The 14,445-nt window shown below is 71.0% G+C and carries 19 protein-coding genes; 9 read left to right on the forward strand and 10 right to left on the reverse strand.

All coding sequences use genetic code 11. The features are described from left to right. Positions 1-228: 228 nt before the first annotated feature. A complete protein-coding gene (locus ABD120_RS31675) occupies positions 229-864 on the forward strand; it encodes an SGNH/GDSL hydrolase family protein (RefSeq protein WP_343954040.1) in 636 nt (211 codons plus the stop codon). Here ABD120_RS31675 and ABD120_RS31680 read toward each other — a convergent pair. From ABD120_RS31680 to ABD120_RS31710, 7 genes are all read right to left on the reverse strand, one after another. Further along, complete coding sequence (locus ABD120_RS31680) at positions 849-1,226, reverse strand: DUF2516 family protein (protein WP_343953884.1); 378 nt, start codon at positions 1,224-1,226, stop codon at positions 849-851. The two genes, ABD120_RS31675 and ABD120_RS31680, sit on opposite strands and share 16 nt — an antisense overlap. 118 nt (positions 1,227-1,344) lie before the next feature. After that, the gene (locus tag ABD120_RS31685; protein WP_343953886.1) at positions 1,345-1,728 is read right to left on the reverse strand and encodes a hypothetical protein; all 384 of its coding nucleotides are present in this window, start codon (positions 1,726-1,728) and stop codon (positions 1,345-1,347) included. Beyond that, positions 1,725-2,210, reverse strand: a complete 486-nt coding sequence (locus tag ABD120_RS31690) for a helix-turn-helix domain-containing protein (protein ID WP_343953887.1) — start codon at positions 2,208-2,210, stop codon at positions 1,725-1,727. The genes ABD120_RS31685 and ABD120_RS31690 overlap by 4 nt, the downstream gene beginning before the upstream one ends. A 60-nt stretch (positions 2,211-2,270) precedes the next feature. Continuing rightward, a complete protein-coding gene (locus ABD120_RS31695) occupies positions 2,271-3,176 on the reverse strand; it encodes a M56 family metallopeptidase (protein ID WP_343953889.1) in 906 nt (301 codons plus the stop codon). After that, positions 3,173-3,529 carry a BlaI/MecI/CopY family transcriptional regulator gene (locus ABD120_RS31700; RefSeq protein ID WP_343953890.1) on the reverse strand — a complete coding sequence of 119 codons (357 nt, stop codon included), beginning with the start codon at positions 3,527-3,529 and terminating at the stop codon, positions 3,173-3,175. The genes ABD120_RS31695 and ABD120_RS31700 overlap by 4 nt, the downstream gene beginning before the upstream one ends. A 183-nt stretch (positions 3,530-3,712) precedes the next feature. Next, positions 3,713-4,498, reverse strand: a complete 786-nt coding sequence (locus ABD120_RS31705; protein WP_343953891.1) for a class I SAM-dependent methyltransferase — start codon at positions 4,496-4,498, stop codon at positions 3,713-3,715. Then, positions 4,491-5,234 (reverse strand): SDR family NAD(P)-dependent oxidoreductase, encoded by a 744-nt coding sequence (locus ABD120_RS31710; RefSeq protein ID WP_343953892.1) that lies wholly within the window; start codon positions 5,232-5,234, stop codon positions 4,491-4,493. Before ABD120_RS31710 ends, ABD120_RS31705 begins: the two co-directional genes overlap by 8 nt. Positions 5,235-5,309: 75 nt before the next feature. On the opposite strand from ABD120_RS31710, the gene mshA reads away from it, so the two are divergent. Genes mshA through ABD120_RS31725 form a run of 3 tightly spaced genes read left to right on the forward strand, consistent with a single transcriptional unit; the run spans position 5,310 to position 7,870 of the window. After that, positions 5,310-6,602 (forward strand): D-inositol-3-phosphate glycosyltransferase, encoded by a 1,293-nt coding sequence (gene mshA, locus ABD120_RS31715; RefSeq protein WP_343954041.1) that lies wholly within the window; start codon positions 5,310-5,312, stop codon positions 6,600-6,602. A gap of 10 nt (positions 6,603-6,612) precedes the next feature. Further along, positions 6,613-7,107, forward strand: coding sequence for a type III secretion system chaperone family protein (locus tag ABD120_RS31720; RefSeq protein WP_343953893.1), 495 nt, complete (start codon positions 6,613-6,615; stop codon positions 7,105-7,107). Between the two features lie 25 nt (positions 7,108-7,132). Further along, positions 7,133-7,870: a phosphoglyceromutase gene (locus ABD120_RS31725; RefSeq protein WP_343953895.1), complete on the forward strand. Its 738-nt coding sequence runs from the start codon at positions 7,133-7,135 to the stop codon at positions 7,868-7,870. Between the two features lie 4 nt (positions 7,871-7,874). Here the strand turns inward: ABD120_RS31725 and phoU are convergent, their stop codons facing one another. Then, positions 7,875-8,519 carry a phosphate signaling complex protein PhoU gene (gene phoU / locus ABD120_RS31730; RefSeq protein ID WP_343953896.1) on the reverse strand — a complete coding sequence of 215 codons (645 nt, stop codon included), beginning with the start codon at positions 8,517-8,519 and terminating at the stop codon, positions 7,875-7,877. A 132-nt stretch (positions 8,520-8,651) separates the two neighbouring features. On the opposite strand from phoU, the gene ABD120_RS31735 reads away from it, so the two are divergent. Together ABD120_RS31735 and ABD120_RS31740 are read left to right on the forward strand one after the other, a co-directional pair. Further along, positions 8,652-9,821, forward strand: coding sequence for a sensor histidine kinase (locus tag ABD120_RS31735; RefSeq protein ID WP_343954042.1), 1,170 nt, complete (start codon positions 8,652-8,654; stop codon positions 9,819-9,821). Next, positions 9,818-10,507 carry a response regulator gene (locus ABD120_RS31740; RefSeq protein ID WP_343953897.1) on the forward strand — a complete coding sequence of 230 codons (690 nt, stop codon included), beginning with the start codon at positions 9,818-9,820 and terminating at the stop codon, positions 10,505-10,507. The genes ABD120_RS31735 and ABD120_RS31740 overlap by 4 nt, the downstream gene beginning before the upstream one ends. 358 nt (positions 10,508-10,865) lie before the next feature. Here ABD120_RS31740 and ABD120_RS31745 read toward each other — a convergent pair whose 3' ends face one another. Further along, positions 10,866-11,438 carry a copper chaperone PCu(A)C domain-containing protein gene (locus ABD120_RS31745; RefSeq protein ID WP_343953898.1) on the reverse strand — a complete coding sequence of 191 codons (573 nt, stop codon included), beginning with the start codon at positions 11,436-11,438 and terminating at the stop codon, positions 10,866-10,868. A gap of 246 nt (positions 11,439-11,684) precedes the next feature. Between ABD120_RS31745 and ABD120_RS31750 the strand changes: the two genes are divergently transcribed. The 3 genes from ABD120_RS31750 (at position 11,685) to ABD120_RS31760 (ending at position 13,129) form a co-directional block, all read left to right on the forward strand. Continuing rightward, positions 11,685-12,167: a CarD family transcriptional regulator gene (locus ABD120_RS31750; protein ID WP_030451583.1), complete on the forward strand. Its 483-nt coding sequence runs from the start codon at positions 11,685-11,687 to the stop codon at positions 12,165-12,167. 17 nt (positions 12,168-12,184) lie between these two features. Next, complete coding sequence (ispF, locus tag ABD120_RS31755; RefSeq protein WP_343953899.1) at positions 12,185-12,646, forward strand: 2-C-methyl-D-erythritol 2,4-cyclodiphosphate synthase; 462 nt, start codon at positions 12,185-12,187, stop codon at positions 12,644-12,646. Positions 12,647-12,835: 189 nt separating this feature from the next. Beyond that, positions 12,836-13,129 (forward strand): GlsB/YeaQ/YmgE family stress response membrane protein, encoded by a 294-nt coding sequence (locus tag ABD120_RS31760; RefSeq protein WP_343953900.1) that lies wholly within the window; start codon positions 12,836-12,838, stop codon positions 13,127-13,129. Between the two features lie 68 nt (positions 13,130-13,197). Here ABD120_RS31760 and ABD120_RS31765 read toward each other — a convergent pair whose 3' ends face one another. Further along, positions 13,198-14,385 (reverse strand): fumarylacetoacetate hydrolase family protein, encoded by a 1,188-nt coding sequence (locus ABD120_RS31765; protein WP_343953901.1) that lies wholly within the window; start codon positions 14,383-14,385, stop codon positions 13,198-13,200. Positions 14,386-14,445: the final 60 nt, after the last annotated feature.

Here is a 14,445-nt window from a genome sequence, read left to right on the forward strand (position 1 = left end):
GGGCGAGGAGCCGAGCACGGCGGCGGTTCCCGGCCGGCGTGCTCGGTGCGCCCGGGGGGTCGGAGCTCATGTCGGCAGCCTGGAGTGCCCGAGGTGGATATGCGCGGCCTGACGCGACCCCCGTTGATCGCCTCGGCCGCCCTTGCGGCGGCGATTTGCTCGGCTATTTCGGGATGCGCGAGTACGGACGCCGGCGCCCCGGCACCGTCTTCACCGGCGCCCGTGCTGATGTTCGTCGGCGACAGTTTCACGGTGGGCTCCGGCCCGGTGCCCACCGGGCGCGCCTACGCCGCCGAGACCGCCCGGCTGCTCGGCGCGCAGCCGGTGATCGCCGGGGCGGGTAGCACCGGCTACCTCAACCGGGGTCGCGTCGGCCGCGACTTCCTGACCTCCTTCGAGGTCGAGCTGTCGTGGCGCCCCGCCCCCGAGGTGCTGGTGATCTCCGGCGGCCACAACGACCGCCGCTGGGGCACGCCCGTGCTCAGGCAGGCGGCGAGCAGGCTGCTGTGGACGGTGAAGGCCCGCTGGCCGCGGACCCGGGTGGTGATGGTGGGGCCGATCTGGATCGACCGGGCGCCGCCCAAGGCGTACGCGGTGCGCGACGCGCTCGCCGAGGTGGCGGCGCAGGAGGGTGTGGCCTTCCTCGACCCGCTGCGTGAACGGTGGGTCACCGGCGACCGGGCGGAGGTGCTGCTACCCGACGGCGTGCACCCGACGCTCGCGGGTCACGCCCGCCTGGCCCGGTGGCTGTCCCGGCGGCTGGCCGACAGCGCGGCCCCGACGAACGGGCCGTCGGCGCGGCCCCGACAACCGGCGTCGGTCCAGGGGCCTGGTCGGTCGCTACCGGGTTACCAGGGGCCGTAGGGGCCGCTGTTGCCGCGTCCGCCCATGCCCTTCACGGCGGGCTTGACGTCGACGACGTACACCGTGGCGGCGATGATCGAGGCGATGATGAAGATGCCACCGCTGAACAGCGCGTTGAGCCCGATGAACGCCTGCCCGCCGACCATGAGGAACTGGTTGACGTAGGACCAGGCGACGGCGGCCGAGATGAGCGTGGCCACGCCGAGGATGAGCAGCCAGATGTTCTTCTTGAGCTTCCCGGCCGAGGTGAACGCGTCGGCGGGGACCCGCAGGGCATGGATCAGCGCGTAGGCCGACATGACCAGGATGCCGCCCGCCAGCACAAGGAAGAGAAGGTTGAGGACTGCGTTGATCAGACTCATGATGGCTCCGCCTCAGGCTGCGATGTCGGCCCCAGCCTAGTGCGCGAGCATGCCGGGCGGGGACCCGAAAAGGCCCGCCCCGAAGGAGCGGACCCGTCGGTCGGATCGGTGGCGGCCGTCAGGACTTGGCCTTGGTGGTGCGGGTGGGCTTCTTGGCCGGAGCGGACTCCTCCAGCTCCGGAGCGGCCTGGTGGTCGCCCTTGGTGACGACCTTGCGGCCGCGCGAGGCGAACTCCTCGTAGACCTCGGTGGCCTTGTGGCCGATCTCGTCGGCGTAGGCGCGGGCCTTGCCGGGGAAGTCCTTGGCGAAACCCTCGGCCTTGCCCGTGAGCGTACGGGCCTTCTCGGGCAGGTCCTTGGTGAGCTCCTGGCGGCGGGCCTGGAGCTTGTGGAGCTGCTCGGGCAGCTCGCGCAGCTTCTCGACGGCGTAGTCGCCGGCGCCCGCGACCGCGTAGAACGGCTTGGACTCGGTGAGCTTCTTGACCTCGGTGGCGAGCGTCATGGGTCGACCTTCCTTGGTTCCTGGGTGACTGTGCCGTTGCCGGAGGGCGCCGTCGCGTAAGGCGCGAGAGCGGCGAGAAACTCCTCGGGCAGCAGGTCGGCGTCCGGTGCGGAGCCGTGCTGGGCGGGCTGCGCCGCCTCGGCGTGGTTCTCCTTGCGGAACGACTCATAGATGTCGATCAGCACCTGGCGTTGCCGCTCGGTGATGTGGGTGTCGGCTCTGATCGCCGTCTCCACGTCGCTCGGCGGCTCTTTGTCCTCGATGAGGCCCGCCTGCACGTAGAGCGCCTGCGCCGAGATGTGGAGGCCCTTGGCGATCTGGTTGAGGATCTCCGCGCTCGGCTTGCGCAGGCCGCGCTCGATCTGGCTGAGGTAGGGGTTGGAGACCCCCGCCGCCGCCGCCAGCTGACGCAAGGAGATCTTGGCCTGCTGGCGCTGCTCGCGGATGTACTCGCCGATCGAGCCGACCTTGGGTAGTGCCATGTCTTCAGTGTGCCCCACGGTGCTTGCAATTGCAAACGCGGAGCTAGCAACTGCAAGCACCTAGAGCGGGATCACCCACAGAGCGGCCGCCGACACCAGCAGTCCGGCCGCCAGGGTCAGCAGTGCGTAGCGGGTCCGGGCCGACAGTTCGGGGGCGGGCTTGACCAGGCGATCGACTCTTGCCATGACGCTCTGCGCCCCCACGCCGAGCATGCCGTGGGGGGCGGGCAGGGCGCCCGCCGTACCGAAGCGGAGCAGTGCGGTGGCCAGCCGGCGGGGCGAGCAGTAGCGGCGGGCCCGGTCGTCGGCGGCCATCTCGATGAGCAGCTCGACCTGGGCCTGGGCCTCGCGCACGGTCTTCGACCAGGGCAGCGCCCGGCCCAGCGCACCGAACGGCAGCAGCACCAGGTCGTGGCGCTCGGCCACGTGGGCGGCCTCGTGGGCGAGCACGGCGGTCAGTTCGTCCTCGGACAGCAGTTCCATCGCGCCCGCGCTGATCACCACCTGCGAGCGCAGGCCGGGCACGCAGTACGCGGCGGCGCCCGGATGGTCGAGCACCCGCACGCCGGGCATGAAGGGGTCGTCGCGGGCGATCAGCGCCAGCACCATGCGATGGCGGTGGCGGGCCCGCAGCACCTGCACACCGGCGGCGATCAGCACCACGACCAGCGCGGCCAGCGCGGTGAGCCCGGCGGCCATGGCGAAGGCGTGGGGAAGGTCCCACGGCTCGGCGGGGGTCTGGCCCTCGGCGAAGGCGAACAGCCCGTGGAGCAGCCCCTGGTGGTAGGGCTCGACGCCGTAGGCGAGCATGGCCCCCGTGGTGGCGAGGCCCCACGCCACTCCGACGGCCTGCCAGAGGATGATGGCCGTCTTGGGCGCGCGGTAGGTCCACCGGGCCGAGGTGAAGCGCCAGGCGCCGAGCGCGCACGCGGACGCGAGCAGAGCAAGCGCCGCCGCGGTGATCACTCGTCCTCCAGCTCCGTGAGTGCTTTGCGCAGGATCTCCGCCTCAGGCCCCGAGACGGCCTGGGCGAAGCGGGTCAGGGCGGCCGATCGGTCGCCCGTCATCTCCAGAGCCTCAAGCATAAGCTCGGCGATGTAGCTGTCGCGGCTTTCCGCCGGTTCGTAGCGCCAAGCCCGGCCGTCGCGGGTGCGGTCGAGGAAGCCCTTGCGGGTCAACCGGTCGAGTACGGTCATCACCGTCGTGGGGGCGAGGTCGCGGTCCTCGATGAGGCGGCCCACCTCGCGGGCTGTCTGCGGGCTGCTCTGCGCCCAGAGGATGTCCATGATGCTGCGCTCAAGCTCGCCAAGACCCTTCACACGCTCCAGCGTAGTACTACAGGCTGTCGAGCAGCCATCCGGGACACGGGTGAGACGGACGTCACCTTGGTGCACGGGGATATCACCCCCCAAGGGATGGACCCCGTGGTCAGGGGCCGCCACGAGATCCTCGCCGCCTGCGAAGCGCCGCCACTCCCGAGTACGACGGCGTCCTGGAGGCGTTCACCCGAGCGCGTCCCACGGCAGGGTGAGCTCGCCGAGCCGCCACCGCGCCCGCCCGCCGAGGGGCGGGGTGCGCGGCACCGGCCACCTCGCCGACAGCACCCCGACCGAGGCCAGCCAGCGCTGCCGCAGCCCGTGGGCGCCGTAGGGGGCGCTGACCGCCCACGCGTGGTCGAAATCCTTCAGGAAGGCGTGGACGCGCTCGCCCGGCACGTTGCGGTGGATGAGCGTCTTCGGCAGCCGGTCGGCCAGGTCGGAGGGTCGCTCGAAGGCGTCGAAGCGGGCGGAGAACGTCAGCGTGCGCGGCCCGCTCCCGTCGAGGCCGACCCAGACCGCACGGTGTCCGGTCTCCGAGCAGGTGCCCTCGACCAGGACGCCGCCCGGGGCCAGCCGCCCGGTCAGCAGGTCCCAGTAGTGCCAGGCGTCGGCCTCGCCGTACTGGCGCAGGACGTTGAAGGCGCGCACGACGTCCGGCGGGCGCGCGACGGGCAGCTCGAAGCCGCCCAGCCGGAACGACAACCCCTCCCGCTCGTACGGCCGGGCCAGCGCCACCCGCGCCGGGTCGATCTCGATGCCGACCACCTCGACGTCCGGCCGGATCGCCCGCAGCCGCTCGAACAGCTCCAGCGTCGTGGTGTGCGAGGCGCCGTAGCCGAGGTCGACGACCAGCGGGCGGTCGGCGGCGCGCAGCACCCGCCCGTGCACGGCGGCGAGCCAGCGGTCGGCCCGCCGCAGCCGGTTGGCCCCCGTGGTGCCCCGGGTGATCGCCCCGACGGGCTTAGGCACCGACCCGGTGCACCTTGTGCTGGGCCGCCTGGGCGCGCGGCCTGATGACCATGCGGTCGACGTTGAAATGCGCGGGCCTGGTGACGCACCAGGCGATGGCGTCGGCGACGTCGTCCGAGGTGAGCGGGTCCGGCACGCCCGCGTAGACGCGCTCGGCCGCCGCCGCGTCGCCTCGGAACCTGGTGACCGCGAAGCCCTCGCTCTTGACCATGCCCGGCGCGATCTCGACCACGCGCACCGGCTGTCCGACGAGTTCGAGGCGCAGGGTCTCGACCATGGAGGTCTGCGCGTGCTTGGCGGCGCAGTAGCCGCCGCCGCCCTCGTAGGAGACGAGCCCGGCGGTCGAGGTCAGCATGACCAGCACGCCGTCGCCGGACTCGATCAGACGCGGCAGGAGGGCCTGCGTGACGCGCAGGGACCCGAGGACGTTCACGTCGTACATGCGCTGCCAGTCGTCGAGGCGGCCCTCGGCGACGCTGTCGGCGCCGAGCGCGCCCCCGGCGTTGTTGACCAGCACATGGCAGCCGTCCACCTGCTCGGCGAAGGCCGCGACCGACGACTCCGAGGTGACGTCGAGGAGCACGGGGACCACACCCGGCGCCTGCGCCGCGAGCTTCTCCAGACGGTCGAGGCGGCGCGCTCCCGCCACGACCCGGTAGCCCTCCGCGGCCAGCCGCCGCGCGGTCGCCGCCCCGATGCCGCCGCTCGCACCGGTCACCACTGCCGTCTTCGTCATGGGGGACATCCTTTCATGGGAGATTTCGGGGGGAATGCGAAGAAGATCGGGTCCGTTGTACGGTGGTTGGAGGTGGTGTGGGTGAAGCGGCGACGGGTGAACCGGGTCGCGACCATCAGCATGCACACGTCCCCCTTGGACCAGCCGGGGACGGGCGACGCGGGTGGCATGAACGTGTACATCGTCGAGACCGCCCGGCGGCTCGCCCAGCTCGGCGTCGAGGTGGAGGTCTTCACCAGGCAGACCTCCCGCGACCTGCCGCCGGTCGTGGAACTCGCCCCAGGGGTCTCGGTCAGGCACGTGCACGCCGGGCCGTACGAGGGGCTGGACCGGGCCGACCTGCCCAGCCAGCTCTGCGCGTTCGCCTCCGGCGTGCTGCGCACCGAGGCCATGTACGAGCCGGGCCGCTACGACCTCGTCCACTCCCACTACTGGCTGTCCGGTCACGTCGGCTGGCTGGCCAAGGAACGCTGGGGCGTGCCGCTCGTGCACACCATGCACACCATGGCCAAGGTCAAGAACCTCCTGCTCGCCGCAGGGGACCGGCCCGAGCCCACCTCCCGCGTCCTCGGCGAGGAGCAACTCGTCGAGGTCGCCGACCGTCTCGTCGCCAACACCTCGGACGAGGCCGACGAACTCAGGAACCTGTACGGTGCCCCCGACGAGCGCGTCTCCGTCGTCAACCCCGGCGTGGACCTCCAGATCTTCCACCCCGGCGGCCGGGACTCCCGGGCCGCCGCCAGGGACCGGCTCGGACTGCCGCAGGACGCCCACGTGCTGCTGTTCGTCGGCCGCGTCCAGCCGCTGAAGGCCCCTGACGTGCTCCTGAAGGCCGCCAGTCGGATGCTCGTCGAGGAACCGGCACTGCGCGGGCGCCTGACCGTCGTCTGCGTCGGCAGCCCGTCGGGCAACGGCATGGCCCGCCCGAACGTGCTGGGCGACCTCGCCGCCGAACTCGGCATCGCGGACGTCGTCCGGCTGGTGCCCGCCGCGCCGCAGCACGAGCTGGCCGACTGGTACCGGGCCGCCGACGTCACCGCCGTCCCCTCCTACAGCGAGTCGTTCGGGCTCGTCGCCCTGGAGTCGCAGGCGTGCGGCACCCCCGTGGCCGCGGCGGCGGTGGGCGGGTTGCGCACCGCCGTACGGGACGGGGTGTCCGGTGTGCTCGTGGACGGCCACGACCCGCACCAGTGGGCGCGGGCACTGCGCCGCTTCACGGGCTCCCCACGCTGGGCGCGGGGCCTGTCGGACGGCGCCCGCGCGCACGCGGCCGCCTTCGGCTGGCAGAACACCGCCGCCCGGCTCCTGGACGTCTACACGGGCGCCGTCGCCCACCTGCACCGTGTACCCGCCGGGCTGAACTCCTAGGGTGGACGGCGTGAGCACACGTGAGACGGTGGCGGCCGCGCTGAAGGCGGCGGAGGTGCCGTTCGAGGAGCCGAGGCCGGGCGCGTTCCTCGCCACCCTGCCGGGCAGGCGCAAGCTCGACACGATGACCTGGCTCGTCGTGGGCGAGCAGGCCCTGCTCGTCGAGGCGTTCTTCTGCCGGCAGCCGGACGAGAACCACGCCGAGTTCTACCGCTTCCTCCTCGGCAAGAACGGCGGCATGTACGGCGTGCACTTCTGCCTCGACGCCGTCGGCGACGTCCACCTCGTGGGCCGCATCCCGCTCGCCGCGGTCTCGGAGCAGGAGGTCGACAGGGTGCTCGGGTGCGTGCTCACCTACTCCGACGACTGGTTCAACACCGCCCTCGAACTCGGCTTCGCCGGGGCCATCAGGCGCGAGTGGGCCTGGCGGGCCAAGCACGGCCAGCCGCTCAAGAACCTCCAGGCGTTCGCCCACTTCGCCGATCCGGCCCGCGCGGAGGGTTGAGAGGGCTCGCCCTAAGATTGGGCGCATGGCGACTTTGGTGCTACTTCGACACGGCGAGAGCGACTGGAACGCGAAGGGCCTGTTCACGGGCTGGGTGGACGTGAGCCTGTCCGCCAAGGGCGAGGAGGAGGCCCGGCGCGGCGGACGGTTGCTCACCGAGGCCGGTGTCCTGCCCGACGTCGTGCACACCAGCCTGCTGACCAGGGCGATCCAGACGGCCCAGCTCGCGCTCGGCGAGGCGGGCAGGGGCTGGCTGCCCGTCCGGCGCTCGTGGCGGCTCAACGAGCGCCACTACGGCGCCCTCCAGGGCAAGAACAAGGCGCAGACCAGGGAGGAGTTCGGCGACGAGCAGTTCAAGCTGTGGCGCCGCTCCTACGACACCCCGCCGCCGCCCATCGCGGACGACGACGAGTTCTCGCAGGCCGGCGACCCCAGGTACGCGCACCTGCCGAGCGAGCTGCAGCCGCGCACCGAGTGCCTGAAGGACGTCGTGGCGCGCATGCTGCCCTACTGGTACGACGCGATCGTGCCCGACCTCGCGGCCGGTCGCACGGTGCTCGTGGCCGCGCACGGCAACTCGCTGCGCGCCCTGGTCAAGCACCTCGACGGCATCGGCGACGCGGACATCGCCGAGCTGAACATCCCGACCGGCATCCCGCTGGTGTACGAACTCGACGCCGACGGCAAGCCGCTGTCCAGCTCCTACCTCGACCCCGAGGCCGCCACGGCCGCGATCGCGGCCGTGGCCAACCAGGGCCGCTGAGGGCTCAGGCCGGGCGGGAGCCGGTGACGAGGTAGACGACGTCGCGGGCCACGCGCACCGCGTGGTCGGCGTAGCGCTCGTAGTAGCGCCCGATCAGCGTGATGTCGATCGCCGGCTCCACCCCGTGCGCCCACTCCTTGTCGAGGATCTTCCTGAACAGGCGGCGGTGCAGCTTGTCCATCGCGTCGTCGTCCTGTTCGAGTTCCAGCGCCGACTCGACGTCGCGCGTGGCGACGCTGCTGCCCGCCTTGGTGACGAGGTTCTCGGCGATCTGCCCCATCTCCAGGATGGTGGCCCGCACCTCCGGCGGGATCGCCGAATCGGGGTGGCGCAGCCGCGCGACCTTGGCGACATGAACCGCGAGGTCGCCCATCCGCTCCAGGTCGGTGCCCATCCGCAACGCCGTGATGATCATGCGCAGGTCGATGGCGACCGGCTGCTGGCGGGCCATCAGCTCGAAGATGGAGGTCTCGATCTCGGCGAAGACCCGGTTGACCTCCTCGTCCCTGGAGATCACGCTCTCGGCGAGCTGCAGGTCGGAGTCGAGCAGTGCGGTGGTCGCCCGCGAGATCGCGGAGCGGACCAGCCGGGTCATCTCCACCAGCTTGTGCGTCAGGGAATCCAGTTCCTCATGGTATGCGTCGCGCATGCCGACACCGTACGCGCGCGTTGATGAACGAACCCCGACCGGCGCGTGAACTTTCCGGGAAAGGACCGTTCGTCCGCAGGTGAGGGGTCTGCACGCCGGAAATCGTTGCCTACCATCGGGGTTATGAGTGAGATGGCCCTGAGCTTGGCGGCACTGGCCGGGTTCATCGTGGGCGCGGTGGCGGTCCTCTACTACCGCCACCAGATCGAGCCGCCCCGCCGGGTCGAGGACGACGGCGACGCGGAGGCCGGGGCGCTGCCGCACGGGGTGGCCTCCGTCCTCGCCGTGCTGCCGTCCTCCGCCGTGGTGCTCGACGCGCGCGACAGAGTGCTGCGGGCCAGTTCGGCCGCCCGCGCCTTCGGCCTGGTCAAGGGCGAACGGCTCATGGCGGCCGAGCTCCTGGCGCTGGCCAGGCAGGTGCGCCGCGACGGCGAGATCCGCGAGAGCGAGATCGACGTCGCCGGGCACAAGTTCGGCCAGGAGAGCACCTCCTTCGCGGTCCGGGTGGCGCCGCTCGGCTCCCACGGCCAGGTGCTGGTGCTCGCCGAGGACCAGACCGAGCACCGGCGCGTCGAGGCGGTCCGCCGTGACTTCGTCGCCAACGTCAGCCACGAGCTGAAGACCCCGGTGGGCGCGCTCAGCCTGCTGGCGGAGACCATCCAGGACGCCTCGGACGACCCGGAGGCCGTCGACCGCTTCGCCAGCCGCATGCAGCACGAGGCGGCCAGGCTCACCTACCTGGTCCAGGACCTCATCACGCTCAGCCGGATCCAGGGCGCCGAACCCATCCCCACCCCCGGTCAGGTCAGCATCGACGAGGCCGTCGGCGACGCCATCGACCACTGCAACACCAAGGCGGTGGCCAAGGACATCGTCCTGGTCACCGGGGGCACGGAGGGCCTCCGCGCGTGGGGCGACGACGAATTGCTCGTCACCGCGCTGCGCAACCTCATCTCCAACGCCATCGCCTACAGCCCCGAGCACACCAGGGTCGTCGTCAGCGTCAGACCGGCGGGCGACTCCGTCGAGATCAGCGTCAGCGACCAGGGCATCGGCATCCCCGAGGACGCGCTGGAGCGCATCTTCGAGCGGTTCTTCCGCGTCGACGCCGCCCGCTCGCGCGCCACCGGCGGCACCGGCCTCGGCCTGGCCATCGTCAAGCACGTCGCCAACGCCCACGCGGGCGAGGTGTCGGTGTGGAGCAAGGAGGGATCCGGCTCCACGTTCACGCTCCGCCTGCCCGCCTTCGGCGGCACGGCGGTCGCAGTACCACCCCCGAGCCCCTTGGAGGCTGTGAAATGACCCGAGTTCTCGTGGTCGAGGATGAGGAGTCGTTCTCCGACGCACTGTCGTACATGTTGCGCAAGGAGGGCTTCGAGGTGTCCATCGCGGCCACCGGGCCCGATGCGCTGGACACCTTCGACCGCCACGGCGCCGACCTGGTGCTGCTCGACCTCATGCTGCCCGGTCTGTCCGGGACCGAGGTCTGCCGTTCGCTGCGGCAGCGTTCCAAGGTGCCGGTCATCATGCTCACGGCCAAGGACAGCGAGATCGACAAGGTCGTCGGGCTGGAGCTCGGCGCCGACGACTACGTGACCAAGCCGTTCTCCTCGCGCGAACTGGTCGCGCGCATCCGCGCGGTACTGCGGCGGCAGGGCGACGCGGGGGAGGAGCCGGGGAGCGCGATCCTCGCGGCCGGGCCGGTGCGCATGGACGTCGACCGGCACGTGGTGGCGGTGCGGGGCGAGCGGGTGCAGCTGCCGCTGAAGGAGTTCGAGCTGCTGGAGGTGCTGCTGCGCAACGCGGGGCGGGTGCTGACGCGCGGGCAGCTCATCGACCGGGTGTGGGGGGCGGACTACGTGGGCGACACGAAGACGCTCGACGTGCACGTCAAACGCCTGCGCGCGAAGATCGAGGCCGACCCGGGGAACCCGCGCTGCATCCTGACGGTCCGCGGCCTGGGCTACAAGTTCGACGCGTCGGAGTAGCCGCCTTCAGGTCCTGCTCGGCGATCCGTCAGAACACCCTCATCTGTTACGGCCGAGCCGTGGCCACCCCCACCCGCCGCACCTCGCTGAGGGCCTCCAGGGTCACGCTCCTCGCCCCTGTCCGCATTCCCGCCGTGACGCCGCCCTGTGGGCCCTGTAGCGGCTTCAGGGCGCCTCCGGCCCCCGCCGCCTACCGCGTGGCCTTCCTGTGCCCTCTCGGGGCTTACGGGGCGGCGTCGCGGCGGGGAGGCCCTCCGGGGAGGAGCGTGACCCTGGAGGCCCTCGGCGGGCGGCGGTGGGTGGTGGGGTGGGGGCTTTGCCGTGAAGGCGGGAGCCCTGGGTTTTCGCTTTTACGGCGTCAGTGGCCCGAGGAGGACTCGGAGGACGACGGCGTGGGCGTCGGGGTCGGGGCGGGCGTGGCGCCGGGAGCGGGCGGGTACGTCGCGAACTCGCGGCTGCGGGTGACCACCGGGACGGTCATGTCGATCGCGCCCGCGTTCGCGAACTGGATCGACAGCTGCACCCCTTCACCGCCCGCCAGCGGCTTCGACAGGCCCTCGATCATGATCTGCGGCGTCGGCTTGCCCGTGCTGATCAGTTCGCCCGCCGGGACCGTGATCGGCGCCGTCACCTTGACCGTGCCGACGTTGGACGTGACGGCCTGGATCGTGTCGCCGCCCTTGCTGAGCACGTTCAGGTAGATCGGCGCGCTGCCGCCCTGGGCGAGTTTCGCGCCCGAGTCGGGGCCCAGCACGAACGCCTGCGGGATGCTGAGGCCACGGCTGCCGTAGGAGCCCTTGTCGATGAGCGCGGCCCCCTCGACGGGCGCGTACGCCTTGTTGGTGGCGGCGTCGAACCCGGCCGCGCAGCCTGCCAGTACGGGGGCGGCCAGGAACGCGGCGGCGGCGACAATCCAGCGACGGCTGCTCACGGGGGATACTCCTATGGTGGTCTCGCGCGTGCGTGTGTAGAGCAGCGCCCACCTTATCCGTCCCATTCCATGGTCATATCCGCACCCCCCGCAGGTCATTCGGTATGTCTACATTTGCGATTCACAGACATGAAGCGATGTCAAGCCCCAATATGTCGCTTTGACCTGCAGTTATGAGGATTTCACTGTTCCGGGAGGCTGTGGATGCGTGGTACCCTGGAGTACAGCGGAAGGGGTACTTGTCACATGACTTTCCAGGTCGGCGACACTGTCGTCTACCCCCACCATGGGGCTGCTCGGATCGAAGCAATCACGACCCGAACCATCAAGGGTGAGGAAAAGACCTACCTGGTGCTCAAGGTCGACAAGGGCGACCTTACCGTCCAGGTGCCAGCGGAAAACGCAGAACTCGTAGGCGTTCGGGATGTTGTCGGCCAGGAAGGGCTTGAGCGGGTTTTCGACGTTCTTCGGATGCCCCACACCGAGGAGCCGACCAACTGGTCTCGCCGTTACAAGGCCAATCTCGAAAAGCTCGCCTCTGGCGATGTCAACAAGGTCGCCGAGGTGGTTCGCGACCTCTGGCGGAGAGACCGCGAGCGCGGCTTGTCCGCAGGTGAGAAGCGCATGCTCGCCAAGGCCAGGCAGATCCTCGTGAGCGAGCTCGCGCTCGCCGAGAAGACCAACGAGGACAAGGCCGAGGCCCTTCTCGACGAGGTTCTCAACTCCTGAACACGCAGCTTCCCCGGGTGGGCGTCGGTGTCGACGTCCACCCGTTCGCATCAGGGCGCGAACTCCACCTCGCGGGCCTGCACTGGCCCGGCGAAACCGGCCTCGACGGCCACTCCGACGCCGACGCGGCCGCCCATGCGGCCTGCAACGCGCTGCTGTCCGCCGCCGGTCTCGGCGACCTCGGCGCCGTCTTCGGCACCTCGGACCCGCGCTGGGCCGGTGCCTCCGGCGCCGACCTGCTCGCGGAGACCTGCCGCAGGGTGCGTGAGGCCGGATTCACGATCGGCAACGTGGCCATCCAGATCATCGGCAACCGGCCCAAACTGGCCCCGCGCCGGGCCGAGGCGGAGAAGGTTCTCGGCGACCTGGTCGGCGCGCCCGTCAGCATCAGCGCCGCCACCACCGACGGTCTCGGCTTTCCCGGCCGGGGCGAGGGCATCACCGCCATCGCCACCGCGCTGGTCGTGAACTTTTCGTAACTCCGAAGCGTCATATGTCGGGATGCGTCCTGCGTGTCCTCGGCGGGTCGGCGCTCACAGTCCCCGCCATGCCACTGGAGGTGGCGGTCCGTCACTGGCGCGGTACGGACCGCCACCTTCCAGGCGTAGATCGAAGCCGGGCCGGGTAGTCCCCATATGACCGACAAGTGTCATCGGGGGGAGCTTGTCATGATCGGTTCGATCATTTCGGCGGTGATCATCGGCGCCATCATCGGCTTCCTGGCACGGCTGATCGTGCCAGGGAAGCAGAACATGTCCATCTGGCTGACGGTCGGCGTCGGCATCGTGGCCGCGCTGATCGGCACCTGGATCGCCTCGCTGCTGGGCGTGGCCCACACGCGGGGCATCAACTGGATCGAACATCTCATCCAGCTCGTCCTCGCCGTCATCGGCGTCCTCATCGTGGTCCGGGTCCAGGCCACCAGGTCGGGCGGGTCGAGCGGGACTCCTACCCAGCCGTAGGAATAATCCCCCCCACCGGGGTAGCGGGACGGTGTGGAGGGCGCGTCCCCCGGCCCTCCACAACGCCGTCAGCTTTCGACGGCGGCGTACACCGTCCCCGCGACCTCACCGAATCCCAGGCGGGCCCCATCGGTCGCGGGGACGTTCGCGGTGATCCGTACGGTGTCGCCGTCCTCCAGGAACGTCCGCTCGCCGCCGGACAGCTTGAGGGGATCCCTGCCGTTCCACGTCAGGTCCAGCAGCGTCCCTCCGTCGCCGACCGGGCCGGTGGCCAGCAGGTCGCCCGTCCGCACCGGCGAGCCCGTGACCGACGACTGCGCCAGCAGCTGCGGGCCCGTCCAGTACTGCCCGGCGAACTCCGGCCGTGAGACGGTCGTGCCGTTCAGGGAGACGTCCAGCGTGACGCCGATGCCCGTCACGTCCTGCTCCAGGAGGTAGCCGGGCGGCGGCGGGTCCTGCGCGGGCTGCTTGATCCTGGCGTGGTTCAGCGCCGACAGCGGCACCACCCACGGCGACACGGACACCAGGAACGCCTGCCCCAGGAACGGGCCCATCGGGCGGGCCTCCCAGGCCATCAGATCCCAGGCCCGCCAGGCGTTCACCAGCACCATGCCGAAGACGTGGTCGGGGAAGGCCGAGGTGCCCAGCGGGTACGGCGGCGACGACGGCACGCCGACCACGTAGCCGAGCTCGGCTGACAGGTCCAGCCGTTCCGTCGGGCCCACCTCACCGCCGCGCAACTGGCCGGACGGGCGCACCACCGGAGTGCCGGAGACCGCCACCGCCGAGGCTCTGCCGTACTGGCCGACGGGCATGTGCCGCCAGATGCGCGGCAGCGGCTCGCGCTCCGGCTCCGGCGGCAGGAACATGCGGCCCACGTTGGTCGCGTGTTCGAGCGAGGTCTGGAACAGCAGCAGGTCCGCCACGTTGAACGGCAGGTGCAGCCGTACCTCCTTGAGCGGTACCAGCGCGGGCAGCACTTTCGCGCGCTCGCGCTCCTCCGTGAGCAGCCGCGTCAGGTCGCCGCGCACGCTGTGCCACACGCGCGGGCCCGCCTGGAGGAAGGAGTTGAGCGTGCCGGAGGCGAACCAGTACGCCGGAGGCAGCGCGCCGTTGGTCGTCAGCAGGTGCAGGTCGAGCACATGTTCGCCGATGGCCACACCGACGCGCGGGAGCTCGCCTCGGCGCGAGAACACGCCGAACGGCAGGTTCTGGATGGGGAAGTCGCTCCCCTCGGGAACCGGGACCCAGGACATGATCGCCACGGCTGGCCCATTCCCCCGTTCGGGTCAGCAGGCCGTGGTGATCAGGTCAAG

Source organism: Nonomuraea longicatena, assembly GCF_039525605.1.
GTDB lineage: Bacteria > Actinomycetota > Actinomycetes > Streptosporangiales > Streptosporangiaceae > Nonomuraea > Nonomuraea longicatena.

What these genes read in the sequence shown, in the direction of transcription:
- ABD120_RS31675 (WP_343954040.1), top strand. Translation starts at nt 229, where the DNA reads ATGTTCGTCGGCGACAGTTTCACGGTGGGCTCCGGCCCGGTGCCCACC.
- ABD120_RS31680 (WP_343953884.1), bottom strand. Translation starts at nt 1,226, where the DNA reads ATGAGTCTGATCAACGCAGTCCTCAACCTTCTCTTCCTTGTGCTGGCG.
- ABD120_RS31685 (WP_343953886.1), bottom strand. Translation starts at nt 1,728, where the DNA reads ATGACGCTCGCCACCGAGGTCAAGAAGCTCACCGAGTCCAAGCCGTTC.
- ABD120_RS31690 (WP_343953887.1), bottom strand. Translation starts at nt 2,210, where the DNA reads ATGGCACTACCCAAGGTCGGCTCGATCGGCGAGTACATCCGCGAGCAG.
- ABD120_RS31710 (WP_343953892.1), bottom strand. Translation starts at nt 5,234, where the DNA reads ATGACGAAGACGGCAGTGGTGACCGGTGCGAGCGGCGGCATCGGGGCG.
- ABD120_RS31725 (WP_343953895.1), top strand. Translation starts at nt 7,133, where the DNA reads ATGGCGACTTTGGTGCTACTTCGACACGGCGAGAGCGACTGGAACGCG.
- phoU (WP_343953896.1), bottom strand. Translation starts at nt 8,519, where the DNA reads ATGCGCGACGCATACCATGAGGAACTGGATTCCCTGACGCACAAGCTG.
- ABD120_RS31735 (WP_343954042.1), top strand. Translation starts at nt 8,652, where the DNA reads ATGGCCCTGAGCTTGGCGGCACTGGCCGGGTTCATCGTGGGCGCGGTG.
- ABD120_RS31740 (WP_343953897.1), top strand. Translation starts at nt 9,818, where the DNA reads ATGACCCGAGTTCTCGTGGTCGAGGATGAGGAGTCGTTCTCCGACGCA.
- ABD120_RS31750 (WP_030451583.1), top strand. Translation starts at nt 11,685, where the DNA reads ATGACTTTCCAGGTCGGCGACACTGTCGTCTACCCCCACCATGGGGCT.
- ABD120_RS31760 (WP_343953900.1), top strand. Translation starts at nt 12,836, where the DNA reads ATGATCGGTTCGATCATTTCGGCGGTGATCATCGGCGCCATCATCGGC.
- ABD120_RS31765 (WP_343953901.1), bottom strand. Translation starts at nt 14,385, where the DNA reads ATGTCCTGGGTCCCGGTTCCCGAGGGGAGCGACTTCCCCATCCAGAAC.